Raw genomic sequence first — 22,148 nt, forward strand, 5'->3', positions numbered from 1 at the left:
AGGTGATGCCCATGACCACCAGCCCCCTGCCGCCCGTGTCCGTGACCGCCACCGGCGCCTCCCCGGCCGGCACCCGGCTCGCCGTCGCCGACGACCTTCTCGGCCTGCTGCGGACGACCACCACCGAACCCCGCCCCGACGAACAGCTCGAAGCGCTCACCCTCGCCGTCGCCGCCGACCTGCCCGTGCTGCTCTGGGGCGAGCCGGGCATCGGCAAGACCGCGGCCCTCACCCAGCTCGCCGCCTCCCTCGGCCTGCCCCTGACCACCGTGATCGCCAGCGTCCACGAGCCGTCCGACTTCGCGGGGCTGCCCGTCGTCGGCGACGACCCGGAAGTGCGCGGAGTGCCCATGGCGCCGCCGCAGTGGGCCGTGGAGCTGGTGCGCGCCGGGCGCGGGCTGCTCTTCCTGGACGAACTGTCCACCGCCACCCCGGCCGTCCAGGCCGCACTCCTGCGGGTGGTCCTGGAACGGAGGGTCGGCGCCCTGCGACTGCCGGCCGGCGTGCGGATCGTGGCCGCCGCCAACCCGCGCGCCTCCGCGGCGGACGGCTGGGAGCTGAGCCCGCCGCTGGCCAACCGGTTCGTGCACCTGCACTGGGTGCACGAACCGGACGTGGTGGTGCGCGGGCTGGGCGGGGTGTGGCCCCGCGCCACGCTGCCCCGGCTGGCGCCGGAACGCCTGCCGGAGGCCGTGGCCTTCGCCCGGCGCGCGGTCTGCGGCTTCCTGGAGGTCCGGCCGACGCTCATCCACCGGCTGCCCGGCACCGAGGCCCGGCGCGGCGGCGCCTGGCCCTCGCCCCGGAGCTGGGAGGCCGCGCTGACCCTGCTGGCCTTCGGCACGGCGGCCGCCGTCTCCCGCGAGGTGCTCGCCCTGCTGGTGCGCGGCGCGGTGGGCGACGGCCCCGGGCTCGAACTCCTCGCCCACCTGGACCGCATGGACCTGCCGGACCCCGAGTCGCTGCTCGCCGACCCGGCCGCCGCCGACCTCCCCGAGCGGGGCGACCTGCGGCAGGCGGCACTGGAGGCGGTGGTCGCGGCCGTCGGGGCCCGCCCCGAGCGGCAGCGGTGGGAGGCCGCCTGGGCGGTCCTGGTCCGGGCGCTGGAGACCGGCGCCCCGGACCTGCTGGTCGCCCCGGCGACCACCCTGGCCACGCTGCGGCGCGACGACTGGGAGGTGCCCCGGGCGGTGGAACGGCTCACCGAGGTGATCGGTCTGGCCCGCCGGGCGGACCGCTCGGTGGAACGGGCCACGGCACCCCGTCCCGGCCGGGTGGCGGGAGCGGGGGCGGGCCGATGACGGGAACCACGCGAGGCCCGGCGCCACATCCGGCCCCTTCGCCTGCGCCCCCGCCGCGGACGGTTTCGGCGTCGTCGCCGTCTCCGGCCCCTGCGCCTGTGCTCCCGCCGCGGGTGGTTTCGGCGTCGTCGCCGTCTCCGGCCCCTGCGCCTGTGCTCCCGCCGCGGGCGGTTTCGGCATCGTCGCCGTCCCCGGCCCCTTCGCCCCCGCCCCGGGCGGTTTCGGCCGTGTCACCGCGCCCGGTGCCACGACCCGGGCCCCCGCCCGCGCCGCCGCGACCGGTGCGGACCCCGCCGCCGGACTCGGCGGCGGGGTCCGCGGAGCCGGCCGCGACCCCCGTCCTCCGGCTGGACCGGGAGAAGCTGCTGGCCGCCCGCCTGCACGCGGTGAAGGTCCGCCCCTACCTGGCGGACGCGCTGTTCGCGCTGCACGTCGTGGAGGACCGGTCGGTGCCGACGATGGCGGTGGACGCGTACTGGCGCTGCTACGTCTCGCCCGCATTCGTGGCCCGTACCCCCGTGGAGGAGCTGGCGGGTGTGTGGGTCCACGAGGTCTCCCACCTCCTGCGGGACCACCACGGGCGCGGCGAGCGCTACGCGCGGCAACACGACGGGCACGGGCCGGGCGAGCGGCTGCGGCGGAACATCGCCGCCGACTTCGAGATCAACGACGACATCTACGGCGAGGGACTGCCCCGGCCCGCCGGGGCGGTGCTGCCCTCGCTGCTGCGGCTGCCCGACGAACTGCTGATGGAGGAGTACCTGCGGATGGCGTCGATGTCCTCCCTGGCCACGGAGCTGGCCTGGCTGGACTGCGGCAGCGGCGCCGACGGGCAGGAGCGGCCGTGGGAGCTGGGCGCCGACGGGGCCCACGGGCTGAGCAGGCAGCAGCGCGACGCGGTCCGCTTCCGGGTGGCGGAGGGCATCAAGGGCAGGCCCGGTGACGCCCCGGAGGGGTGGCGCCGCTGGGCCGACGAGGCGTTCCACCCGCCCCAGCCGTGGCGGCAGTTGCTGGGCGCGGCGGTCCGCTCGGCGGCGGGTGCCCCGGGAGCGGGGGAGAACCACAGCTACCGGCGCCCGTCCCGGCGTTCGGCGAGCGTCCCCGGGGTGGTGCTGCCGAGCCTGCGCCGTACGCCGCCCCGGGTCTGCGTGGTGATCGACACCTCCGGATCGGTGAGCGACGCCGAGCTGGGCAGCGCGCTGCTGGAGGTGGCCGCGATCTCCCGGGCGGTGGGCGGGCGGCGCGACCTGGTCTCGGTGGTCTCGTGCGACGCGGCGGCCGGGATCGCCGTGCCGATCTGCCGGGCCGAGAGTATCGAGCTGATCGGCGGCGGGGGCACGGACCTGCGCTCGGGGTTCGCCCGGGCCCTGCGCTCGCGGCCCCGCCCGGACGTCGTCGTCGCCCTCACGGACGGCCAGACGCCGTGGCCCTCCGCGCAGCCGCCCTGCCGCACCGTCGTCGGCCTCTTCCCCCGCCCCGCCCGCCCCGTCCACGAGGACGACCCGGACTACGTCCCGGACCGACCGCCGGCCTGGGCACGGGTGGTGACCATCGGCTGACGTCCGCGCGGGGCGGTGCACGGGCCAGGGCCGCTGCGCGCCGGCTCCCCGGCGGGGGTCAGCCGACCGGAGCGCCCTGCGGCTGGAAGGCGAGACGGTTGTCCGTGACGTCCACGGTGACCCGGTCGCCCTCCGTGATCCGGCCGTCCAGCAGCAGCCGGGACAGCCGATTGTCGACCTCGCGCTGGATGGTGCGGCGCAGCGGCCGGGCGCCGTACTCCGGCTGGTAGCCCTGCCGGGACAGCCAGTCCACGGCCGCGTCGGTGAACTCGACGGTGACGCCCTGCGCGGTGAGCAGCCGGCGGGTGTGCTCCAGCAGCAGGTCGGTGATCCGGTGCAGCTGGTCGGGGGTGAGCTGGCGGAACACCACGATCTCGTCGATCCGGTTGAGGAACTCCGGCCGGAAGTGCTCGCGCAGCGGGCGCAGGACCTGCTCCCGGCGCGCCTCCTCGTCGGCCTCCCCGCCGCCCGGCCCGAACCCGATGCCCGCGCCGCGCCGGATGATCGCCTCCGAGCCGAGGTTGCTGGTCATCACGATGACCGTGTTGGTGAAGTCGACCGTCCGGCCCTGCGAGTCGGTGAGCCGGCCGTCGTCGAGCACCTGGAGCAGGATGTTGAAGACGTCCGGGTGCGCCTTCTCCACCTCGTCGAGCAGGAGCAGCGAGTACGGGTGTCGGCGGACCACCTCGGTGAGCTGCCCGGCCTCCTCGTGGCCGACGTACCCGGGCGGGGCGCCCACCAGGCGGCTGACCGTGTGCCGCTCCTGGTACTCGCTCATGTCGAGGCGGACCATCCGGTCCTCGCTGCCGAACAGCGCCTCGGCGAGGGCGCGGGCCAGCTCCGTCTTGCCGACACCGGTCGGGCCGAGGAAGAGGAAGCTGCCGATCGGCCGGTCGGGCGAGCCGAGCCCGGCCCGGGAGCGCAGCACCGCGTCCGAGACGACCCGTACCGCCTCCTCCTGGCCGACCACCCGCTCGTGCAGATGTTCCTCCAGGCCGAGCAGCCGGTCCTTCTCCTCCTCGGTGAGCCGGCTGACGGGGATGCCGGTCAGCCGGGACACCACCTCGGCGATCGCCTCCGCGGTCACCTCCAGGTGCTGGCCCTCGTCGGCCTCGCCGTCCCCGGCGGCCTCCGCGATCCGCCGCTTCAGCTCGGCGATGCGGTCCCGCAGCCGCATCGCCTCCTCGTAACTCTCGTCCGCGACCGCCTGGTCCTTGTCCCGGACCAGCTGCTCCGCCTCGCGCTCCATGGCCCGTACGTCCGTGCCCTTGGTGCGGGCCCGCAGCCGCACCCGCGCGCCCGCCTGGTCGATCAGGTCGATCGCCTTGTCCGGCAGCCGCCGGTCGGTCAGGTAGCGGTCGGACAGCTCCACGGCCGCCGCCAGCGCCTCGTCGCTGTACCGGACCTGGTGGTGGGCCTCGTAGCGGTCGCGCAGCCCGCGCAGGATCTCCAGCGCGTCCTCGGTGGTCGGCTCCGGCACCAGGATCGGCTGGAAACGGCGGGCCAGCGCCGCGTCCTTCTCGATCCGGCGGAACTCCTCCAGCGTGGTCGCGCCGACGATGTGCAGCTCGCCGCGCGCCAGGGCCGGCTTGAGGATGTTCCCCGCGTCCATCGAGCCGCCCTCGCCACCGCCGCCCGCGCCGACCACCGTGTGCAGCTCGTCGATGAAGACGATCAGCTGGTCGGAGTGGCTGCGGATCTCGTCGACGATGTTGTTCATCCGCTCCTCGAAGTCACCCCGGTACCGGGTCCCCGCGACCACACCGGTGAGGTCGAGGGCCACCACCCGCCGCCCGGTGAGGACGTCCGGCACGTCCCCGTCGGCGATCCGCTGCGCCAGCCCCTCCACGATGGCGGTCTTGCCGACGCCCGCGTCACCGATCAGCACCGGGTTGTTCTTGCCCCGGCGGGACAGCACCTCGATGGTCTGCTCGATCTCGTCGTCCCGCCCGATCACCGGGTCGATACGGCCCCGGCGCGCCTGGTCGGTGAGATCGCGGCCGTACTTGTCGAGCGTCGGTGTCGCGCCCTGCCGCGGCCGTTCGGCGCGGGTCCCCGGCCGGGCGGGCTGCCCGGCCTCGGGCGCCTCGGGCGGCAGGCCGCCGGGGGAGAAGCGCGCCGCGTTCAGGATGTGCCCGGCCGCGGAGTCCGGGTTGTTGGCGAGCGCGCTGAGGACGTGCTCCGGGCCGATGTAGCCGGTGCCGCTCGCGCGGGCCAGGTCGTGCGCGTCGAGCAGGGCCCGCTTGACGGCCGGGGTGAGGGACAGCGAGGTCGGCGGCGGCGCCTCGCCCTCCGTGTACTTGACCGGTCCCGAGCGTTCGTCGATCTCCGACGCCAGGGAGTCCGGGTCGGCGACCCCGGAGCGGCTGAGCAGACTCCGGGTCGGCTCGGCGGACAGGGCGGCGCGCAGCAGGTGCTGGGTGTCCAGATCCCGGCTGCCGTGTTCGGCGGCGTACCGCGCGGCACCCTGCACCAGATCCCGGGCCGGCTGGCTCAGGAGCCTGCCGATGTCGATCTGACGCGGGCCGGGGCGGGGGCCGCCGAAGAAGCGGGCGAGGAATTCTCCGAAGGGGTCGTAGCCCTCCGGTCCGGTGAAACCGCTGGTCATGGCGTTCCCATCCGGCGTCCCTGCGCGGGTCGGGGACGCCCTCGCTGATCGACGTGCCGGAGCCGGGTAACCCGGGCGGGAGCCGGTTACACACACGGGGGCGCGCTCGTAGAACACCTTCGCACGATCGCCGAGGGGGAGCACTTCGAGCCACAGCCGCCCCGTCCCGACCGCCACCGCCGCCCGCACGGGCCGCCATCGCCACCCCCCACGGGCCGCGGGGGTCGGCTCGCGTCGGGGCGGAGGGTGCGTCGGGGGGCGTGGCGGTGCGTCAGGGCGCGGCGGTGGCGTGGCGGACGTCAGGACGCGCGGGCCGTCAGGACGCGCGGGCCGTCCTCCGTGATCGCCACCGTGTGCTCGACGTGGGCGGCGCGCGAGCCGTCGTCGGTGCGCAGGGTCCAGCCGTCCGGGGCCGCGTGGTAGCCGTCCGTGCCGCCCGCGACGAGCATCGGCTCGATGGCGAGGACCATGCCCTGGCGCAGCGGCAGGCCGCGGCCGGGACGCCCCTCGTTCGGCACCGCCGGGTCCTCGTGCATCCGGCGGCCCACGCCGTGCCCGCCGAAACCGTCCGGGATGCCGTACCCGGCCTCGCGGCACACCGTGCCGACGGCGTGGGCGATGTCGCCGATGCGGTTGCCGACGACGGCGGCCTCGATCCCGGCGGCGAGGGCGCGCTCGGCCGTCTCGATCAGCCGCAGGTCGGCGGGGCGGGGCCTGCCCACGGTGAGGCTGATCGCCGAGTCGCCGACCCAGCCGTTCAGCTCGGCGCCGAAGTCGAGGGAGACCAGGTCGCCGTCGCGCAGCCGGTAACGGGTGGGGATGCCGTGCACGATCGCGTCGTTCACGGAGGCGCACAGCACGCCCGGGAACGGGGTCGGGGCGAAGGACGGCCGGTAGCCCAGGAAGGGGGAGGTCGCGCCCGCCTCCCGCAGCACGTCACGGGCGAGGGCGTCCAGGTCCAGCAGGGACACGCCCACGTCCGCCGCGTCCCGCACGGCCGTCAGGGCACGGGCGACGACCTGGCCCGCTTCGTGCATCGCGTCGATCGAGAGATCCGTCTTCAGTTCCACCATGCCAATTACTATACCGGTATTTGAATGGGTGCCGACCGGGGCCGGTATTAGAATGGGCGCCATGGTGCGCACTCCACTCACCGCCGAAGAGCGGGAACGCGGCGAACGACTCGGCCGGCTGCTCCGGGAGGCCCGCGGCGGCCGCAGCATGGCCGAGGTGGCGGCCCGCGCGGGCGTCTCCGCCGAGACGCTGCGCAAGATCGAGACCGGGCGGGCGCCGACCCCGGCGTTCTTCACCGTCGCGGCCCTGGCCGGCACCCTCGGCCTGTCCCTGGACGAACTGCTCGTGGCCACGGCCGTCACCGCCGAGCCCGCGGCGGCCTGAGGCGCCCGCGCCCCCGCTGAAAACTCCCCGTAGCGAGCCCGTAACACGGCTCGTGTTGGCTACGGACCCGGTGCTCCGGTCTCGCGGGGGAGTGGGCGATGAGAGTGGATCGACTCCCGGCAGGGGTGCGGGAGTTCGCGGACTACCTGGACGGCCTGCTGGCCCGGCTGGATCCGGGCGGCGGGTGGTACGCGGTGTTCCGGCAGCGCGACCCGGTCGGCATGCGGGCCTGCCTGGACGGGCGGGAGGTACTGCCCTGGGACGTGCTGGAGGCGCTCCTGCAGGACCTCGCCGCCCGGCACGGGCCCGGGGCCGCCGCCGAGCGCGAGCGGGCGCGCGCCCTGCACGCCGCCGCGCTCGCCGCCCACGACGCCCGGCCCGGCGGTCGGGACGCCCTCGGGGACCGGCTCGACGCGATGCTCCGCGAGCAGAAGGACGCCGCCGCCCGCCTGGCCGAGCTGGCACGGCTGCTCGCCCGCGCCCCCAGCCGGGAGGCGGCCGACGCCCTCCGCCGCGACCTGGCGTGGGCCCGCGACGACCACCACCGGGCCACCGCCCGCATCGCCGAACTGCGCGCCCGCATCGCCGGCCTGGATCGGCGGAGATCCGCGGACGGCCCGCGCGGCGCCTGGGCGCCGGCGACGCCCGGGGCCGGCACGGAAGCCGCGGTGCACGATCCGCGGCCGGCCCGGGAGCGCGCCGGCGGGGCGGGGGCCGTTTCGCCGGGCCTGCCCGGCACACCGGATCCCCGCCCGGGGCGCCGGCCCGCCGCGCCGGCCCCGGCCCCGGCCCCGGCCGCGCCCGGCACCCCCGCCGCCGAGGCGTCCGCCGCACCCCACGCCCCGGCCTCGATACCTCCGGCCGCTCCGGCCCCTCCCGTCTCGCCCGGGGCCGCCAAGCAGCGCAGACGTCGCCGAGGAGGTGCCCGGTTCGCCTGGGCGGCGGAGGACGACGGGGCGCCGGCCGCCGTACCGCTCACGACGGAGCCCGCGCTGCCCACGCTGCCCGCGCGCACCGGCCGTACGCCGCGCGGAGCCCGCTTCGCCGGGGCGGGGCAGGTGGCGGCGGCGCCGCCCGCACCGGCGGAGGCCGTGGACGAGGTGGCGCGGCAGGAGGCCGTGGCCCTGGCCAGGGCGCTGGCGCGGCTGCGCGCCGAGGGCCGCAGCGGTGAGGCGCACGCGCTGCTGGCCGAGGCCGCCCACGGGCCCGCCGCACGCTTTCCGCTGCTCGCGGCGGAGCTGGAGCGCGCCGGGCTGGGTGCCGACTGGGCGACCCTGCTGTGGGAGACCGCCTCGCTGCCCGCCGAGCGGCTGGCCGGCGCCGCCGACGCGCTCACCGCGGCCGGCCGGGACGCGGACGCCCACGCGATACTGCGGCAGGGCGTCGCGCGTCCCGCCGCGGAGATCGGGCAGGCCGTGCGCGCCCTGGCCGCCGAGGGCCGCCGCCGGGAACTGCACGCCCTGCTCGGCGCCTACGTCCGGGTCCGGACCCCGGAGGAGGCCGCGCGCTGTGCCGCCGCCGACCCGCCACTCCTGGTCCCCCTGCTCCTGGAGGCCGCCGGGCGGGTCTCCGCCGAGTGCCACCGGGGCCTGGTGCACGCCCTGCGGGTCGCGGGACCGTCCGCCTGACCCGGACCCGGCCCGCCGCTCACCCACCGGAGTGTGAATCGCGGCCGACCGAGCGGGTTGGCGACGATGGTCTTGGCAAGGCCCCCGCTGAGGCATACGTTCTTCCCTCTACGCCCTGCCTCTACGGGCGTAGAGGCTCTGACGTCCCGTCGAAGGAGCAGCTCATGGCCGACGTCGTACGCGCCGCTCTGGTCCAGGCCACCTGGACCGGCGACACCGGGTCCATGGTGGCGAAACACGAGGAGCACGCCCGTGAGGCGGCCCGCCGGGGAGCCCGCGTCATCGGCTTCCAGGAGGTCTTCAACAGCCCCTACTTCTGCCAGGTCCAGGAGCCGGAGCACTACCGCTGGGCCGAACCGGTGCCGGACGGGCCGACCGTGCGCCGGATGCGGGAACTGGCCCGCGAGACCGGCATGGTGATCGTCGTCCCCGTCTTCGAGGTCGAGCAGCCCGGCTTCTACTACAACACCGCCGCCGTGATCGACGCCGACGGCAGCTACCTCGGCAAGTACCGCAAGCACCACATCCCGCAGCTCAAGGGCTTCTACGAGAAGTACTACTTCCGGCCCGGCAACCTCGGCTGGCCGGTCTTCGACACCGCCGTCGGCAAGGTCGGCGTCTACATCTGCTACGACCGCCACTTCCCGGAGGGCTGGCGCCAGCTCGGCCTGAACGGCGCCCAGCTGGTCTACAACCCGTCGGCCACCCACCGCGGCCTGTCGTCCCACCTGTGGCGGCTGGAGCAGCCCGCCGCGGCCGTCGCCAACGCGTACTTCGTGGCCGCGATCAACCGCGTCGGCCACGAGGAGTACGGCGACAACGACTTCTACGGCACGAGCTACTTCGTCGACCCGCGCGGGCAGTTCGTGGGCGACGTGGCCGACGACGGCAAGGAGGAACTGGTCGTCCGCGACCTCGACTTCGGTCTGGTCGAGCTGGTGCGGCAGCAGTGGGCGTTCTACCGCGACCGGCGCCCCGACGCGTACGAGGGGCTGGTACGGCCGTGACCGACGACCTGTGGGGACGGCACCGGTCCGTCCTGCCCGACTGGCTCGCCCTCTACTACGACCGCCCGCTGGAGATCACCCACGGCGAGGGCCGGCACGTCTGGGACGCCGCGGGCAACCGCTACCTCGACTTCTTCGGCGGCATCCTGACCACGATGACCGCGCACGCGCTGCCCGAGGTGACCAAGGCGGTCGCCGAGCAGGCCGGGCGGATCGTCCACTCGTCCACCCTCTACCTCAACCGGCCCATGGTGGAGCTCGCGGAACGCGTCGCCCAGCTGAGCGGCATCCCGGACGCCCGGGTCTTCTTCACCACCTCGGGCACCGAGGCCAACGACACCGCACTGCTGCTCGCCACCACCTACCGGCGCAGCAACACCGTGCTGGCCATGCGCAACAGCTACCACGGCCGCTCCTTCTCCGCCGTGGGCATCACCGGCAACCGCGGCTGGTCCCCGACCTCCCTGTCCCCGCTCCAGACGCTGTACGTGCACGGCGGGGTCCGCACCCGCGGCCCGTACGCCGCGCTCGACGACCGCGCGTTCATCGACGCCTGCGTCGAGGACCTGCGGGACCTGCTCGGCCACACCCGCCCGCCCGCCGCGCTGATCGCCGAGCCCGTCCAGGGCGTGGGCGGCTTCACCTCCCCGCCGGACGGCCTGTACGCGGCGTTCCGCGAGGTGCTGCACGAGCGCGGCGCGCTGTGGATCGCCGACGAGGTGCAGACCGGGTGGGGCCGTACCGGCGAGCACTTCTGGGGCTGGCAGGCGCACGGCCGTAGTGGCCCGCCGGACATCGTCACCTTCGCCAAGGGCATCGGCAACGGCATGTCCGTCGGCGGCGTCATCGCCCGCTCCGAGATCATGAACTGCCTGGACGCCAACAGCATCTCCACGTTCGGCGGCACCCAGATCACCATGGCCGCGGGTCTCGCCAACCTGACGTACCTGCTGGAACACGACCTCCAGGGCAACGCCCGGCGGGTCGGCGGACTGCTCATCGAACGCCTGCGGGCCGCCGCCGCGCAGGTCCCGGCCGTACGGGAGGTGCGCGGGCGCGGACTGATGATCGGCATCGAGCTGACGAGGCCCGGCACCGACGAGGCGGCGCCCGAGGCCGCGGCGGCCGTGCTGGAGGCGGCCCGCGAGGGCGGCCTGCTCATCGGCAAGGGCGGCGGGCACAGCACGAGCGCCCTGCGGATCGCCCCGCCGCTGTCCCTCACGGTCGCCGAGGCCGAGGAGGGCGCCGAGATCCTCGAAGGCGCCCTGCGGAGCATCGCCTAGCCGCCGCGGAGCCGGGGCGGCCACCCGCGCGGTGCGGGGAGCGGACGCACCCGGCCCGGCCGGCTCGTCGCCGACGGGCCGCGCCTCCCGGTGGTGAGCACCGTGCCGCCGCCGCTGAGCACCGCCCCGGCGTGCGCCGCTCGCCGGCCTGCCGGAGCGGGGGCCGCACCGGCACGCGGCGCCGCCGCGGGGCGCGACCGGCCACCCACCGACCCGCACCCACCCACCACGAGGAGCGACCACGACATGAGCAGCCGGACCCTCATCCGCGGCGGCCTCGTCATCACCGCCTCCGACGAGATCCACGCCGACGTCCTCGTCGAGGGCACCCGCATCGCCGCCCTCGCCGCCACCGGCACCCCGGCCGCCGAGGCGTGGACGGCCGACCGGACCATCGACGCCACCGGGAAGTACGTCATCCCGGGCGGTGTCGACGTCCACACCCACATGGAGCTGCCCTTCGGCGGCACCTTCGCCTCCGACACCTTCGAGACCGGCACCCGGGCCGCCGCCTGGGGCGGCACCACCACCATCGTCGACTTCGCCGTGCAGAGCGTCGGGCACGGGCTCCGCGAGGGACTGGACGCCTGGCACGCCAAGGCGGAAGGCAACTGCGCGATCGACTACGGCTTCCACATGATCGTCTCCGATGTGAACGAGGAGACGCTGAAGGAGATGGACCTCCTCATCGAGGAGGGCGTGACGTCGTTCAAGCAGTTCATGGCGTACCCGGGGGTCTTCTACTCCGACGACGGGCAGATCCTGCGCGCCATGCAGCGCTCCGCCGGCAACGGCGGCCTGATCATGATGCACGCCGAGAACGGCATCGCGATCGACGTCCTCGTCGAGCAGGCGCTCGCCCGGGGCGAGACCGGCCCGCGCCACCACGGGGAGGTCCGCAAGGCGCTCCTGGAAGCCGAGGCGACCCACCGCGCGATCCGGCTCGCCCAGGTCGCGGGCGCACCCCTGTACGTCGTGCACGTCTCGGCGATGGAGGCGGTGGCGGAACTCGCCCGGGCGCGGGACGTGGGCCTGCCCGTCTTCGGCGAGACCTGCCCGCAGTACCTGTTCCTGTCGGCGGACAACCTCGCCGAGCCGGACTTCGAGGGCGCCAAGTACGTGTGCAGTACGCCGCTGCGGCCGCGCGAGCACCAGGCGAAGCTCTGGCAGGGCCTGCGCACCGATGACCTCCAGGTCGTCTCCACCGACCACTGCCCGTTCTGCTTCACCGGCCAGAAGGAACTGGGCCGCGGCGACTTCTCCCGGATTCCCAACGGGCTGCCGGGGGTGGAGAACCGCATGGACCTGCTCCACCAGGCCGTCCTGGACGGGCACATCACCCGCCGCCGCTGGATCGAGATCGCCTGCGCCACCCCGGCCCGGATGTTCGGCATGTACCCGAAGAAGGGCACCATCGCCCCGGGCGCCGACGCCGACGTCGTGATCTACGACCCGCACGCCGAGCAGGTCATCTCCGCCGAGACGCACCACATGAACGTCGACTACTCGGCCTACGAGGGCACACGCGTGACCGGCCGGGTCGAGACCGTGCTCTCCCGCGGAGTGCCCGTGATCACCGAGCGCGCGTACACCGGGCGCGCCGGACACGGCGTCTACACCCCGCGCTCCACCTGTCAGTACCTCAGCTAGGGGAGACGCCCATGGACTTCGGACTCGTCCTCCAGACCGACCCGCCCGCATCCCGTGTCGTCAGCCTGATGAAACGCGCCGAACGCAACGGCTTCCGCTACGGCTGGACCTTCGACTCCGCCGTGCTGTGGCAGGAACCGTTCGTCATCTACAGCCAGATCCTGGCCAACACCCAAAAGCTGACGGTCGGCCCGATGGTCACCAACCCGGGCACCCGCACCTGGGAGGTCACCGCCTCCACCTTCGCCACCCTCAACGACATGTTCGGCAACCGCACGGTGTGCGGCATCGGCCGCGGCGACTCGGCGATGCGGGTCGCCGGGCGCAGGCCCAACACCCTCGCGCGGCTCGGCGAGGCGACGGACGTCATCCGCGACCTCGCCGAGGGCCGCGAGGCGCTCGTCGACGGCAAACCCGTGCGGATCCCCTGGATCAGGAACGGCCGGCTCCCGGTGTGGATGGCTGCGTACGGCCCCAGAGCGCTCGCCCTGGCCGGGCGGAAGGCCGACGGGTTCATCCTCCAGCTCGCCGACCCGTTCCTGACCGAGTGGATGGTCAAGGCGGTGCGCGACGCCGCCGAACAGGCGGGCCGGGATCCCGCGTCCGTCACGATCTGCGTCGCCGCCCCCGCCTACGTGAGCGACGACCTGGCCCACGCCCGGGAGCAGTGCCGCTGGTTCGGCGGCATGGTCGGCAACCACGTCGCGGACCTGGTGAGCCGCTACGGGGAGCACTCCGGTCTGGTGCCGGAGGCGCTCACCGCGTACATCAAGGGACGGCAGGGCTACGACTACAGCCACCACGGACGGGCCGGGAACCCGTCCACCGACTTCGTGCCCGACGACATCGTCGACCGCTTCTGCCTCCTCGGCCCGGCCTCCGCGCACGTCGAGAAGCTGAGGACGCTCCGCGAGCTGGGCGTGGACCAGTTCGCCCTGTACGACATGCACGACGCGCAGGAGGCCACGATCGACGCCTACGGCACACAGGTCATCCCCGCGTTCGGCTCCTGACCGGCCGGCGTCATCCCCGCGTTCGGCTCCTGACCGGCCGGCCGCGGCTCACCGGCCGGCCCGGGGCGCGACGGCAGTGGCCGAGCGGTCAGCTCGTGCCGCTCTCCTCCAGTGCGGCCACCGCCGCCTTGGCGGCCTTGATGGCGCCCTTGTTGATCTCGTCGGTGGCGGGCGCCGACCTGCTCTCGAAGTCGGAGCCGTTGTACGTCACCGTCACCAGCGCGTTGGCCGCGCGGACCAGCACCACGCCCTCGCGGGTCTCCTGACCGTCCTCGGTGGTGAGGTTCACGACGGAGTACGCCGCGTCGCCCAGCCCCGGCACCGGACCGCCGCCGCCCTTCTCCGCCCGGCGTTCCTCGTACTGCCGCTCCGCCTCCTCGTCCGAGTCGCCGATCTCGAAGGACACGTCCAGCCAGCGGTAGTCGTAGCCCTTGAGGGCGTTCCAGGAGCAGGTGCGGCGCACCGAGGTGTCCGTGGACGGGATCTCCTTCCCGGCCGTCCTCGCCCCCGGCACCAGCGAGGCGATCGTCGACTCGGGCAGGGCGGCGCACGGAGCGGGGGCCGCGGTGTACGTCTGCGGCACCGCGGTGGTGGACGGGGCGGACGCGGACCGGCTCGCGGTGTCGCGGGGTGTCCTGCCCTCGGCGGCGGTGGTCGCCTCCGGGCCGGACGAGAGCGCCCAGCCCGCACAGGCGAGCACCGCGACCGGGGTCAGACGCGCGGCGAGGGCGAGCGGCAGGGGAAGAGAACGCACGGCGCACTTCTCGTGGGGGTCGGTGCGGAAGGGAGTCCGCACTGCGGACGGGACGACAGTGTCACATGAGTCTCTGTGGGGCGGAAGTGCCAACTCGCTCCGTGCCCGCGCGGTGACTCAGCCTCACCGACGCCGCCGTCTTCGCCCGTTATGTCCAGGGGGGTGTGCGGCTTCCCCGAGCGCGTCCGGCCGGTGCGGAACGCCCCCGCCGCGGCGGGGTGATCGATAGCCTGCGGCTGGTCAGGTGACCGGGATCCTGACGCCGACCTGCGGACAGCGAGGTGTGAAGCCGTATGTTCACCACCCGACCCACCCTTCAGGGCACCTTCGGCATGGTGTCCTCCACCCATTGGCTGGCGTCCCAGTCGGCGATGGCCGTGCTGGAGGACGGCGGGAACGCGTACGACGCGGCCGTGGCGGGCGCGTTCGTGCTGCACGTCGTCGAACCGCACCTCAACGGGCCCGCCGGGGAAGTGCCCATCCTGCTCGCCCCCACGGGCGGCGAGGTGCGGGTGCTGTGCGGCCAGGGCGTCGCGCCGGCCGGGGCGACGGCCGCCCACTACCGGGGACTGGGCCTGGAGCTCGTGCCCGGCACCGGTCCGCTCGCCGCCGCCGTGCCCGGCGCGTTCGACGCCTGGATGCTGCTGCTGCGCGACCACGGCACCAGGACGCCGGCCGACGTCCTCAAGTACGCCATCGGATACGCCGAGCACGGCCACGCGCCCGTGGACAACGTCGGCGCGACCGTGGAGACCGTGCGGGAGCTGTTCGAGACGGAGTGGACCTCCTCCGCGGAGGTCTACCTGCCCGGCGGGAAGGCGCCCCGGGCCGGACAGCTGCTGCGCAACCCCGCCCTCGCCGCCACCTGGAAGCGGCTCCTGGCCGAGGTCGCCGGTGCCGGGGACCGGGAGGCGCAGATCGAGGCCGCGCGGGAGGTGTGGCGCACCGGCTTCATCGCCGAGGCCCTGATACGGCAGGCGGGCCGTCCCACCCTGGACACCAGCGGCGAGCGCCACACCGGCACCCTCACGGGCGACGACCTCGCCGCCTGGTCGGCCTCCTACGAGGCGCCCGCCACCTACGACTGGAACGGCTGGACCGTGTGCAAGGCCGGCCCCTGGAGCCAGGGTCCCGTCCTCCTCCAGCAGCTCGCCCTGCTCCCGCCGGAGCTGCCCGCGTACGGCTCGGCCGACTACGTCCACCTGCTCGTCGAGGGCTGCAAGCTCGCCATGGCCGACCGGGAGGCCTGGTACGGCGACGCCGCCGAGGTGCCCCTGGAGGCGCTGCTGTCGGACGCGTACAACGCACAGCGGCGGACGTTGGTGGGGGAGCGGGCGTCGTACGAGCTGCGGCCCGGCAGCCCCGGCGGCCGGGTCCCCCGGCTGTCCCGCCACGCGCGCGTGGAGGCCGCCGTGGAGCGGGCCGCGGGCGCGGCGGGCGCGGGCGAGCCGACGGTCGCCATGAGCGCGACGGCGCCGGTGCCGGGGGAGCCGGCCGTCGCCGCGGACGGCGGTACCCGCGGGGACACCTGCCACCTCGACGTGGTCGACCGCTGGGGCAACATGGTCGCGGCCACCCCCAGCGGCGGCTGGCTCCAGTCCAACCCCGTCGTCCCCGAACTGGGCTTCCCGCTCGGCACCCGGCTGCAGATGACCTGGCTGGAGGAGGGCCTGCCCAACACCCTCACCCCGGGGCGCCGCCCCCGCACCACGCTCACCCCGTCGATCGCGCTGCGCCACGGCGTGCCGGTGCTGGCCTTCGGCACGCCCGGCGGCGACCAGCAGGACCAGTGGCAGCTGCACTTCTTCCTGGCCGCCGCGCTGCGCCGCCCGGTCCGCGGCGCACTCGACCTGCAGGGCGCGATCGACGCCCCGAACTGGCACAACGACAGCTTCCCCGGCTCCTTCTTCCCCCGCGGCATGCGCCCGGGCAGCGTCACCGTGGAGTCCCGCACGGACCCGGCCGTCGTGGCGGAGCTGAGGCGGCGCGGACACCGGGTGACGGTGGGCGACGCCTGGTCCGAGGGGCGGCTGTGCGCGGTCGCCCGGGACCCGGAGACCGGCGTGCTGTCGGCGGCGGCGAACCCGCGGGGCATGCAGGGGTACGCGGTGGGCCGCTGAATCCCCGGGGGCGACGGCTGAGGGGCGGTCCGGCGGTCCGGCGGTCCGCGGGCCCGCCCGCGCCGCCGCGCCGTTCATCCCGATTCCATCGTGAGTGCACCGGCCGGGTGGGGATTGTCAGTGGCGCGTGCTCTCATGGAGTCATGATCGAAGACAGCGGAACCATCGACGAGTTTCTCGCCCGGCACGCGGCCGACGTGGAGGAGGCGGTCCGCAAGGCGGCCGCCGCGGAGATCATGCCGCGCTTCCGGCAACTGGCCGCGCACGAGGTCGACCAGAAGAGCGGCCCGCACGACCTGGTCACGGACGCCGACCGCAAGGCCGAGCTGTACCTGACCGAGGCGCTGGGCGCGCTGCTGCCCGGTTCCGTCGTCGTCGGCGAAGAGGCGGTGCACGCCAACCCCGCCACGTACGAGGCGATACGGGGCGACGCGCCGGTGTGGATCGTCGACCCCGTCGACGGCACCCGGCAGTTCGTGCACGGTGAGGACGGCTTCTGCACCCTGGTCGCCCTCGCCCGGCACGGCGTGCTGCACGCCTCCTGGACCTACGCGCCCGCCCGCGACCAGCTCGCCACCGCGGTCAGGGGCCGGGGCGCCTTCCTGGACGGCGAGCGGCTGTACGCGGGCCCGCCCACGCCCGGCCGGGACCTGCGCGTCGCCACCTCCCACCCGGACTACACCACCGACGACCAGAAGCGCGCCCTGCTCGGCCTGCGCACGGAGGGCGTCGCAGCGAGGCCGTGCGGCTCGGCCGGCCTGGAGTACCTGGCCGTCGCCCGGGGAGAATCCGACGCCGTGGCCTTCTCGTGGGAGGCCGCGTGGGACCACGCGGCCGGCCTGCTCCTCGTCGAGGAGGCGGGCGGAGCCCACCTGACCCTCACCGGTGAGCCCTTCCGCATCACCGGCGGCAACCCCCTGCCCTTCACCGCCGCCCGCGACGCGGCGACGGCCCGCCGGGTGGCGGCGCTGCTGGCCTCGGCGGGCTGACCGGCCCCCGCCCCCGCCGCGCGGGGCGTTCGGCGCCCCGGCATATCCTGATGTCCCAGTGGCCACCGGCTGACGAAGGGGTCCGACAGTGCCGTCGATGCTCGATGCGGTCGTGGTGGGAGCGGGGCCGAACGGACTGACGGCCGCCGTCGAACTGGCCCGCCGCGGTTTCTCCGTGGCGCTCTTCGAGGCGCGGGACACCGTCGGCGGGGGAGCCCGCACCGAGGAACTGACCCTGCCCGGCTTCCGGCACGACCCGTGCGCCGCCGCCCACCCCCTCGGCATCAACTCGCCCGCGTTCCGCGCCCTGCCGCTGGAGCGGTACGGCCTGCGCTGGCTCCAGCCCGAGCTGCCCATGGCCCACCCCTTCACCGACGGCACCGCCGCCGTCCTGTCCCGCTCGGTGGCGGAGACCGCCGCGTCCTTCGGCCCCCGCGACGCGGGTCCGTACCGCAGACTCGTCGAGCCGTTCCTGCCCCGGTGGGACACCCTCGTCCGGGACTTCATGTCCCTGCCGCGCACCGCGCTGCCACGCGACCCGGTCACCCTCGCCCGCTTCGGCCTGGCCGGCCTGCCCCCGTCGACCTGGCTCACCCGGCGCTTCCACGACGAGCGCGCCAAGACCCTGTTCGCCGGGCTCGTCGCCCACGTCATGGCCCCGCTCAGCGGGCTGGCCACCGGCGCCATCGGCCTGGTCTTCGCGCTCGCCGCGCACGCCCGCGGCTGGCCCCTGGCACAGGGCGGCTCGCAGGCCGTCTCGGACGCCCTCGCCGGCTACCTGAAGGACCTCGGCGGCATCATCCACACCGACTTCGAGGTCAAGCGCCTCGACGACCTGCCGCCCGCCCGCGCCTACGTCTTCGACACCTCGCCCACCGCCCTGGCACGCATCGCCGGCTTCGGCCGCCACTACGACAACTACCGGTACGGACCGGGCGTCTTCAAGATCGACTACGCGCTGGACGGCCCCGTCCCGTGGACCGCGCCCGAGGCCCGCACCGCCGGCACCGTCCAGATCGGGGCGGACTCCGCGGAGATCGGCACCGCCCTGCGCGCCGCCTCCCGCGAGGGCCGCGCACCCGGCCGCCCGTTCATGATCACCGTGCAGCCGGGTGTGGTCGACCCCACCCGTGCCCCCGCCGGCCACCACGTCTTCTGGGCGTACGGGCACGTCCCCGCCGGCTGGACCGGCGACCTCACCGACGCCATGGAACGCCAACTCGAGCGCTTCGCCCCGGGATTCCGCGACCGAATCCTCGCCCGCGCCACGGCGGGGCCGCCCGAACTGGCCGACCGCAACGCCAACTACGTCGGCGGCGACATCGCCTCCGGAGCCGTCTCCGGGCTGCAGACCCTGCTGCGCCCCCGGCTCACCCTGTCCCCGTACCGCACGCCGCACCCGGCGGTCTTCATCTGCTCGTCGGCCACCCCGCCCGGCCCCGGTGTGCACGGCATGTCCGGCCACAACGCGGCGAAGGCCGTCTGGCGCAGGCTGAGGCGGGCCCGATGACCAGGCTCACCCTCACCCAGGGCGACATCACCCGCGAGTCCGCCGACGCCCTGGTCAACGCGGCCAACTCCGCCCTGCTCGGCGGCGGAGGCGTCGACGGCGCCATCCACCGCCGCGGCGGCCCCGCGATCCTGGAGGAGTGCCGCAGGCTGCGCGCGTCCCGGTTCGGCGGGGGCCTGCCCACGGGCCGGGCCGTCGCCACCACGGCGGGCGAGCTGAACGCCCGCTGGGTCATCCACACCGTCGGCCCCGTCTGGTCCGCCACGGAGGACCGCTCCGGCCTGCTCGCCTCCTGCCACCGGGAGTGCCTGCGCGTCGCCGATGAACTGGGCGCCCGCACGGTCGCCTTCCCGGCGATCTCCACCGGCGTCTACGGCTGGCCGCTGGACGACGCGGCCCGCATCGCGGTGGAGACCGTACGGGACACCCCGACGGCGGTCGAGGAGATCCGCTTCGTCCTCTTCGACGACCGCGCGTACGCGGCGTTCGCCCGGCGGATCGGCTGAGGGGCCGCACCGGAGGCCGGCTCCCGTGTCGCCGTCCGCCCGGCGTCACCAGGCGCGGCCCGCCTCCAGCAGCAGATCACGGACCCGGATCACGTCCGGGTTGCCGGGGCGGCCGGGGCGCTGGACGAGGTACCCGGTGTTGATGGGCGGGTCCTCCGGCTCCAGCAGCGGCACCAGCGCGCCGGACGACAGCTCGTCCTGGCACAGATAGCGCGGCAGCACGGTGAAACCGGCCCCCGCGACCACCGCGGCGAGCACTCCGCGCAGGTCGGGGACGGTCACGGCGGCCGGCCGGGACAGCCGGGCGCCGAAGACGTGCCGCCAGTAGCGGCGGGCGATCGGCAGGTCCTCCGCGTAGCTGACGAGCGGGACGTCGCGCAGCGCGTCGGGCCCCTCGGCGGCCACCCGGCCCGTCAGCCGGTCCGCCCAGACGGGCGCGGCGACCAGGACGAACTCCTCGTCCGTCAGCGGCAGCGCGGTGAGCGCCCGCCCGCGCGGCCGGTAGGTGGCGATCACCAGGTCGTGGCGTCCGGCGCGCAGTTCCTCCAGCAGCCCCTCGGTCAGGCCGGGCGTCACCCTCAGCCGCAGCCCCCCGGCGGTCAGCGGGGCGAGGGCCGGCAGCACCCGGAGGCACATCAGCTCGGCGGGACCGGCCAGGTGCACGGGCGCGGCCCGCTCCTCCGCGCCCGTGTCCTGCCCGGTGGCGGCGGCGAGCGCGTCCAGCGGCGCCGCCACCCGGGCGGCGAGGTCGTGGGCGACGGCGGTCGGCGCGACGCCCCGCGGCAGCCGCTCGAACAGCTCCCGCCCGGACTGCCGTTCCAGCGCCCGGATCTGCGTCGTCACGGTCGGCTGCGACACGCCGAGCAGCCCGGCCGCGGCGGTGAACGAGCCCGAGCGGTACACCGCCAGGAACGTGCGCAGCAGGTTCAGGTCCGCTCCCGGGTGCGCACCGGGCGGGGTCTCACCGCCCGGGCCGGGGGAGCCATCGGGGTCCTTATGCCTCACAGCGCGAGCCTATCGGTCGCTTATGGCGGACGCCCGTGCGGCGAGCACCCGCAGCGCCGTCTCCCCCCAGCGGAGGTTCTCCTCCTCGAAGGAGATGCCGCGCAACAGCGTCAGATAGGGGCCCGCACGGTCGGCCGTGGCCAGGTACTCCGCCTCGTCGCGGCCCTGGAGCAGCCGTTCCCGCAGTCGCCTGTAACGGGCCAGCTTGGCGCGCCCCCACTCAAGGCGCTCCGCGAGCTGGGCGCGCACGGCGTCCAGCTCGCCCACGTCGGCGCACTGCACCTTGACCAGGAGGGCGTCCCGGATCGCGGTGGGCCTGCCGATCGGCTCGGCGAGGAACGCGCGCAGTGCCGCGTACCCCGCGTCGGTCAGCGAGAACAGCCGTTTGTCCGGGCGCCGCTCCTGGCGTACCACGCGGGTGCCGACCAGGCCCTCGCGTTCCATGCGGTCCAGTTCCCGGTAGAGCTGCTGGGGTGTGGCCGTCCAGAAGTTGGCGACCGAGGCGTCGAAGCCCTTGGCCAGGTCGTACCCGGACGCCTCTCCCTCCAGAAGGGCCGCCATCACGGCATTGCGCAGAGCCATGCCGTCACCCTACTCTCCAACGCACCTATTCAACTTGTTGAGTATCGATGCAGGGCGGGAGAGTTCGCATGGACATGGCTTCCACAGGTGCCACGGCGACCGCGCACGCGTTCCGGACGGCCGTCGAGGAACGCGACACGCGGGCGGTGGAGGCACTGCTGGCGGAGCACGTGGTCTTCACCAGCCCCGTGGCGTTCAGGCCGTACGAGGGGAAGGCGATCACCGCGGCGATCCTGCGCGGAGTGCTGAGGGTGTTCGAGGACTTCCGCTACGTCCGGGAGATCGCCGATCCGGGCGGTCGCGACCACGCGCTCGTCTTCACCGCCACGGTGAACGGCAAGCGGATCCAGGGCTGCGACTTCCTGCACGTCGACGACGAGGGGCGGATCGACGACTTCACCGTCATGGTCCGCCCGCTGTCCGCCGCGCAGGCCCTGGCCGAGGCCATGGGCGCGCAGTTCGACCGGATCGCCGCCGAGGCGGCGGGCGCCTGACCGGCACGGGCCGGGCGCCCGGCCGGCTCAGGCCAGCTTCTTCAGCAGCTCGGTGGCGAGCGGCGCGGACGACGCCGGGTTCTGGCCGGTCACCAGGTTGCGGTCGACGACCACGTTCGGCGCCCACGGCTCACCGGCGCGTACGGTCACACCGGCCTCGGTGAGCCGCGACTGCAGCAGCCACTTCGCCTTGTCGGCCAGGCCGCCCTGGATCTCCTCGGCGTCGGTGAACGCGGCCACCTCGTACCCGGCGAACACGTTCGAGCCGTCCTCGCGCGTCGCGGCCAGCATCGCGGCCGGTCCGTGGCAGACCACGCCCAGCGGCTTGCCGGAGACCAGCGCGTCGGTCAGCAGCCGGCCGGAGGCGGCGTTCACCGCCAGGTCCTCCATGGGGCCGTGGCCGCCGGGGTAGAACACGGCCGCGTACTCGTCCAGGTCGACGTCCTCCAGCCGGACCGGCCGCTCCAGCTCGGTCATCGAGGCCAGCGCCGCCGCGATCCGGTCGGCGCCCTCCTGGCCCCCGTTGACCTCGGCCGCGAGGCTGGCCTTGTCGACGGTGGGCACGACGCCGCCGGGCGTGGCGACGACGACCTCGTGACCGGCGGCGCGGAACGCCTCGTACGGGGCGACGGCCTCCTCGGCCCAGAAGCCGGTCGGGTGCCGGGTGCCGTCGTTCAGCGTCCAGTGGTCGGCGCCGGTCATCACGAACAGGATCTTCGACATGCTGCTCTCCCAAGGGGGTGC

Annotated in this window: 19 protein-coding genes; 13 read left to right on the plus strand and 6 right to left on the minus strand. The window is 75.0% G+C overall.

What is annotated here, in order from left to right; translation table 11 throughout:
* Nucleotides 1-11: 11 nt before the first annotated feature.
* Nucleotides 12-1,298 (plus strand): AAA family ATPase, encoded by a 1,287-nt coding sequence (locus SGLAU_RS26700; RefSeq protein ID WP_078957910.1) that lies wholly within the window; start codon nt 12-14, stop codon nt 1,296-1,298.
* A gap of 347 nt (nt 1,299-1,645) precedes the next feature.
* Complete coding sequence (locus SGLAU_RS26705; RefSeq protein WP_043507075.1) at nt 1,646-2,857, plus strand: DUF2201 family putative metallopeptidase; 1,212 nt, start codon at nt 1,646-1,648, stop codon at nt 2,855-2,857.
* A 58-nt stretch (nt 2,858-2,915) separates the two neighbouring features.
* Here the strand turns inward: SGLAU_RS26705 and SGLAU_RS26710 are convergent, their stop codons facing one another.
* Both SGLAU_RS26710 and map read right to left on the minus strand, forming a co-directional pair.
* Nucleotides 2,916-5,465 (minus strand): ATP-dependent Clp protease ATP-binding subunit, encoded by a 2,550-nt coding sequence (locus SGLAU_RS26710; protein ID WP_043505060.1) that lies wholly within the window; start codon nt 5,463-5,465, stop codon nt 2,916-2,918.
* A gap of 299 nt (nt 5,466-5,764) precedes the next feature.
* Nucleotides 5,765-6,538: a type I methionyl aminopeptidase gene (map, locus tag SGLAU_RS26715; protein ID WP_043505061.1), complete on the minus strand. Its 774-nt coding sequence runs from the start codon at nt 6,536-6,538 to the stop codon at nt 5,765-5,767.
* Between the two features lie 61 nt (nt 6,539-6,599).
* Here map and SGLAU_RS26720 point away from each other — a divergent pair, with 61 nt between their 5' ends.
* From SGLAU_RS26720 to SGLAU_RS26745, 6 genes are all read left to right on the plus strand, one after another.
* Nucleotides 6,600-6,863, plus strand: a complete 264-nt coding sequence (locus SGLAU_RS26720; protein ID WP_043507077.1) for a helix-turn-helix domain-containing protein — start codon at nt 6,600-6,602, stop codon at nt 6,861-6,863.
* A gap of 98 nt (nt 6,864-6,961) precedes the next feature.
* A complete protein-coding gene (locus SGLAU_RS26725; protein ID WP_043505062.1) occupies nt 6,962-8,491 on the plus strand; it encodes a hypothetical protein in 1,530 nt (509 codons plus the stop codon).
* 164 nt (nt 8,492-8,655) lie between these two features.
* Nucleotides 8,656-9,498, plus strand: a complete 843-nt coding sequence (locus tag SGLAU_RS26730; RefSeq protein WP_043505064.1) for a nitrilase-related carbon-nitrogen hydrolase — start codon at nt 8,656-8,658, stop codon at nt 9,496-9,498.
* Nucleotides 9,495-10,781, plus strand: a complete 1,287-nt coding sequence (locus tag SGLAU_RS26735; protein WP_043505065.1) for an aspartate aminotransferase family protein — start codon at nt 9,495-9,497, stop codon at nt 10,779-10,781. Before SGLAU_RS26730 ends, SGLAU_RS26735 begins: the two co-directional genes overlap by 4 nt.
* A 246-nt stretch (nt 10,782-11,027) precedes the next feature.
* The gene (gene hydA / locus SGLAU_RS26740; protein ID WP_043505066.1) at nt 11,028-12,431 is read left to right on the plus strand and encodes a dihydropyrimidinase; all 1,404 of its coding nucleotides are present in this window, start codon (nt 11,028-11,030) and stop codon (nt 12,429-12,431) included.
* An 11-nt stretch (nt 12,432-12,442) separates the two neighbouring features.
* Nucleotides 12,443-13,444, plus strand: a complete 1,002-nt coding sequence (locus SGLAU_RS26745; RefSeq protein ID WP_043505067.1) for a TIGR03842 family LLM class F420-dependent oxidoreductase — start codon at nt 12,443-12,445, stop codon at nt 13,442-13,444.
* An 88-nt stretch (nt 13,445-13,532) separates the two neighbouring features.
* On the opposite strand, the gene SGLAU_RS26750 is transcribed toward SGLAU_RS26745, so the two are convergent.
* Nucleotides 13,533-14,198, minus strand: coding sequence for a hypothetical protein (locus SGLAU_RS26750; RefSeq protein ID WP_043507078.1), 666 nt, complete (start codon nt 14,196-14,198; stop codon nt 13,533-13,535).
* Nucleotides 14,199-14,491: 293 nt separating this feature from the next.
* Here SGLAU_RS26750 and SGLAU_RS26755 point away from each other — a divergent pair, with 293 nt between their 5' ends.
* From SGLAU_RS26755 to SGLAU_RS26770, 4 genes are all read left to right on the plus strand, one after another.
* Entirely contained in the window at nt 14,492-16,318 is a 1,827-nt protein-coding gene (locus tag SGLAU_RS26755) for a gamma-glutamyltransferase family protein (protein ID WP_043505068.1), read from the plus strand.
* Between the two features lie 143 nt (nt 16,319-16,461).
* On the plus strand, nt 16,462-17,307 hold the full coding sequence (locus SGLAU_RS26760; RefSeq protein WP_043505070.1) for an inositol monophosphatase family protein: 846 nt from the start codon (nt 16,462-16,464) through the stop codon (nt 17,305-17,307).
* Between the two features lie 97 nt (nt 17,308-17,404).
* Entirely contained in the window at nt 17,405-18,817 is a 1,413-nt protein-coding gene (locus SGLAU_RS26765) for a phytoene desaturase family protein (RefSeq protein ID WP_043505072.1), read from the plus strand.
* Entirely contained in the window at nt 18,814-19,323 is a 510-nt protein-coding gene (locus tag SGLAU_RS26770) for an O-acetyl-ADP-ribose deacetylase (protein WP_043505073.1), read from the plus strand. The genes SGLAU_RS26765 and SGLAU_RS26770 overlap by 4 nt, the downstream gene beginning before the upstream one ends.
* 45 nt (nt 19,324-19,368) lie before the next feature.
* Here the strand turns inward: SGLAU_RS26770 and SGLAU_RS26775 are convergent, their stop codons facing one another.
* Together SGLAU_RS26775 and SGLAU_RS26780 are read right to left on the minus strand one after the other, a co-directional pair.
* Nucleotides 19,369-20,328 carry a LysR family transcriptional regulator gene (locus tag SGLAU_RS26775; RefSeq protein WP_052413898.1) on the minus strand — a complete coding sequence of 320 codons (960 nt, stop codon included), beginning with the start codon at nt 20,326-20,328 and terminating at the stop codon, nt 19,369-19,371.
* 9 nt (nt 20,329-20,337) lie between these two features.
* Nucleotides 20,338-20,910 (minus strand): PadR family transcriptional regulator, encoded by a 573-nt coding sequence (locus SGLAU_RS26780; RefSeq protein WP_043505074.1) that lies wholly within the window; start codon nt 20,908-20,910, stop codon nt 20,338-20,340.
* Between the two features lie 74 nt (nt 20,911-20,984).
* Between SGLAU_RS26780 and SGLAU_RS26785 the strand changes: the two genes are divergently transcribed.
* Nucleotides 20,985-21,404: a nuclear transport factor 2 family protein gene (locus SGLAU_RS26785; RefSeq protein ID WP_043507082.1), complete on the plus strand. Its 420-nt coding sequence runs from the start codon at nt 20,985-20,987 to the stop codon at nt 21,402-21,404.
* 27 nt (nt 21,405-21,431) lie between these two features.
* Here SGLAU_RS26785 and SGLAU_RS26790 read toward each other — a convergent pair whose 3' ends face one another.
* A complete protein-coding gene (locus SGLAU_RS26790) occupies nt 21,432-22,127 on the minus strand; it encodes a type 1 glutamine amidotransferase domain-containing protein (RefSeq protein ID WP_043505075.1) in 696 nt (231 codons plus the stop codon).
* Nucleotides 22,128-22,148 lie beyond the last annotated feature (21 nt).

It is taken from the genome of Streptomyces glaucescens (genome assembly GCF_000761215.1).
GTDB classification, from domain to species: Bacteria; Actinomycetota; Actinomycetes; order Streptomycetales; family Streptomycetaceae; genus Streptomyces; species Streptomyces glaucescens_B.

Excerpts from the sequence above, each read along its gene's own strand:
- SGLAU_RS26710 (WP_043505060.1), bottom strand. The coding sequence starts at position 5,465 with ATGACCAGCGGTTTCACCGGACCGGAGGGCTACGACCCCTTCGGAGAA.
- SGLAU_RS26725 (WP_043505062.1), top strand. The coding sequence starts at position 6,962 with ATGAGAGTGGATCGACTCCCGGCAGGGGTGCGGGAGTTCGCGGACTAC.
- SGLAU_RS26765 (WP_043505072.1), top strand. The coding sequence starts at position 17,405 with ATGCTCGATGCGGTCGTGGTGGGAGCGGGGCCGAACGGACTGACGGCC.
- SGLAU_RS26720 (WP_043507077.1), top strand. The coding sequence starts at position 6,600 with ATGGTGCGCACTCCACTCACCGCCGAAGAGCGGGAACGCGGCGAACGA.
- hydA (WP_043505066.1), top strand. The coding sequence starts at position 11,028 with ATGAGCAGCCGGACCCTCATCCGCGGCGGCCTCGTCATCACCGCCTCC.
- SGLAU_RS26700 (WP_078957910.1), top strand. The coding sequence starts at position 12 with ATGACCACCAGCCCCCTGCCGCCCGTGTCCGTGACCGCCACCGGCGCC.
- SGLAU_RS26780 (WP_043505074.1), bottom strand. The coding sequence starts at position 20,910 with ATGGCTCTGCGCAATGCCGTGATGGCGGCCCTTCTGGAGGGAGAGGCG.
- SGLAU_RS26790 (WP_043505075.1), bottom strand. The coding sequence starts at position 22,127 with ATGTCGAAGATCCTGTTCGTGATGACCGGCGCCGACCACTGGACGCTG.
- SGLAU_RS26755 (WP_043505068.1), top strand. The coding sequence starts at position 14,492 with ATGTTCACCACCCGACCCACCCTTCAGGGCACCTTCGGCATGGTGTCC.
- SGLAU_RS26760 (WP_043505070.1), top strand. The coding sequence starts at position 16,462 with ATGATCGAAGACAGCGGAACCATCGACGAGTTTCTCGCCCGGCACGCG.
- map (WP_043505061.1), bottom strand. The coding sequence starts at position 6,538 with ATGGTGGAACTGAAGACGGATCTCTCGATCGACGCGATGCACGAAGCG.
- SGLAU_RS26785 (WP_043507082.1), top strand. The coding sequence starts at position 20,985 with ATGGCTTCCACAGGTGCCACGGCGACCGCGCACGCGTTCCGGACGGCC.
- SGLAU_RS26730 (WP_043505064.1), top strand. The coding sequence starts at position 8,656 with ATGGCCGACGTCGTACGCGCCGCTCTGGTCCAGGCCACCTGGACCGGC.
- SGLAU_RS26770 (WP_043505073.1), top strand. The coding sequence starts at position 18,814 with ATGACCAGGCTCACCCTCACCCAGGGCGACATCACCCGCGAGTCCGCC.
- SGLAU_RS26745 (WP_043505067.1), top strand. The coding sequence starts at position 12,443 with ATGGACTTCGGACTCGTCCTCCAGACCGACCCGCCCGCATCCCGTGTC.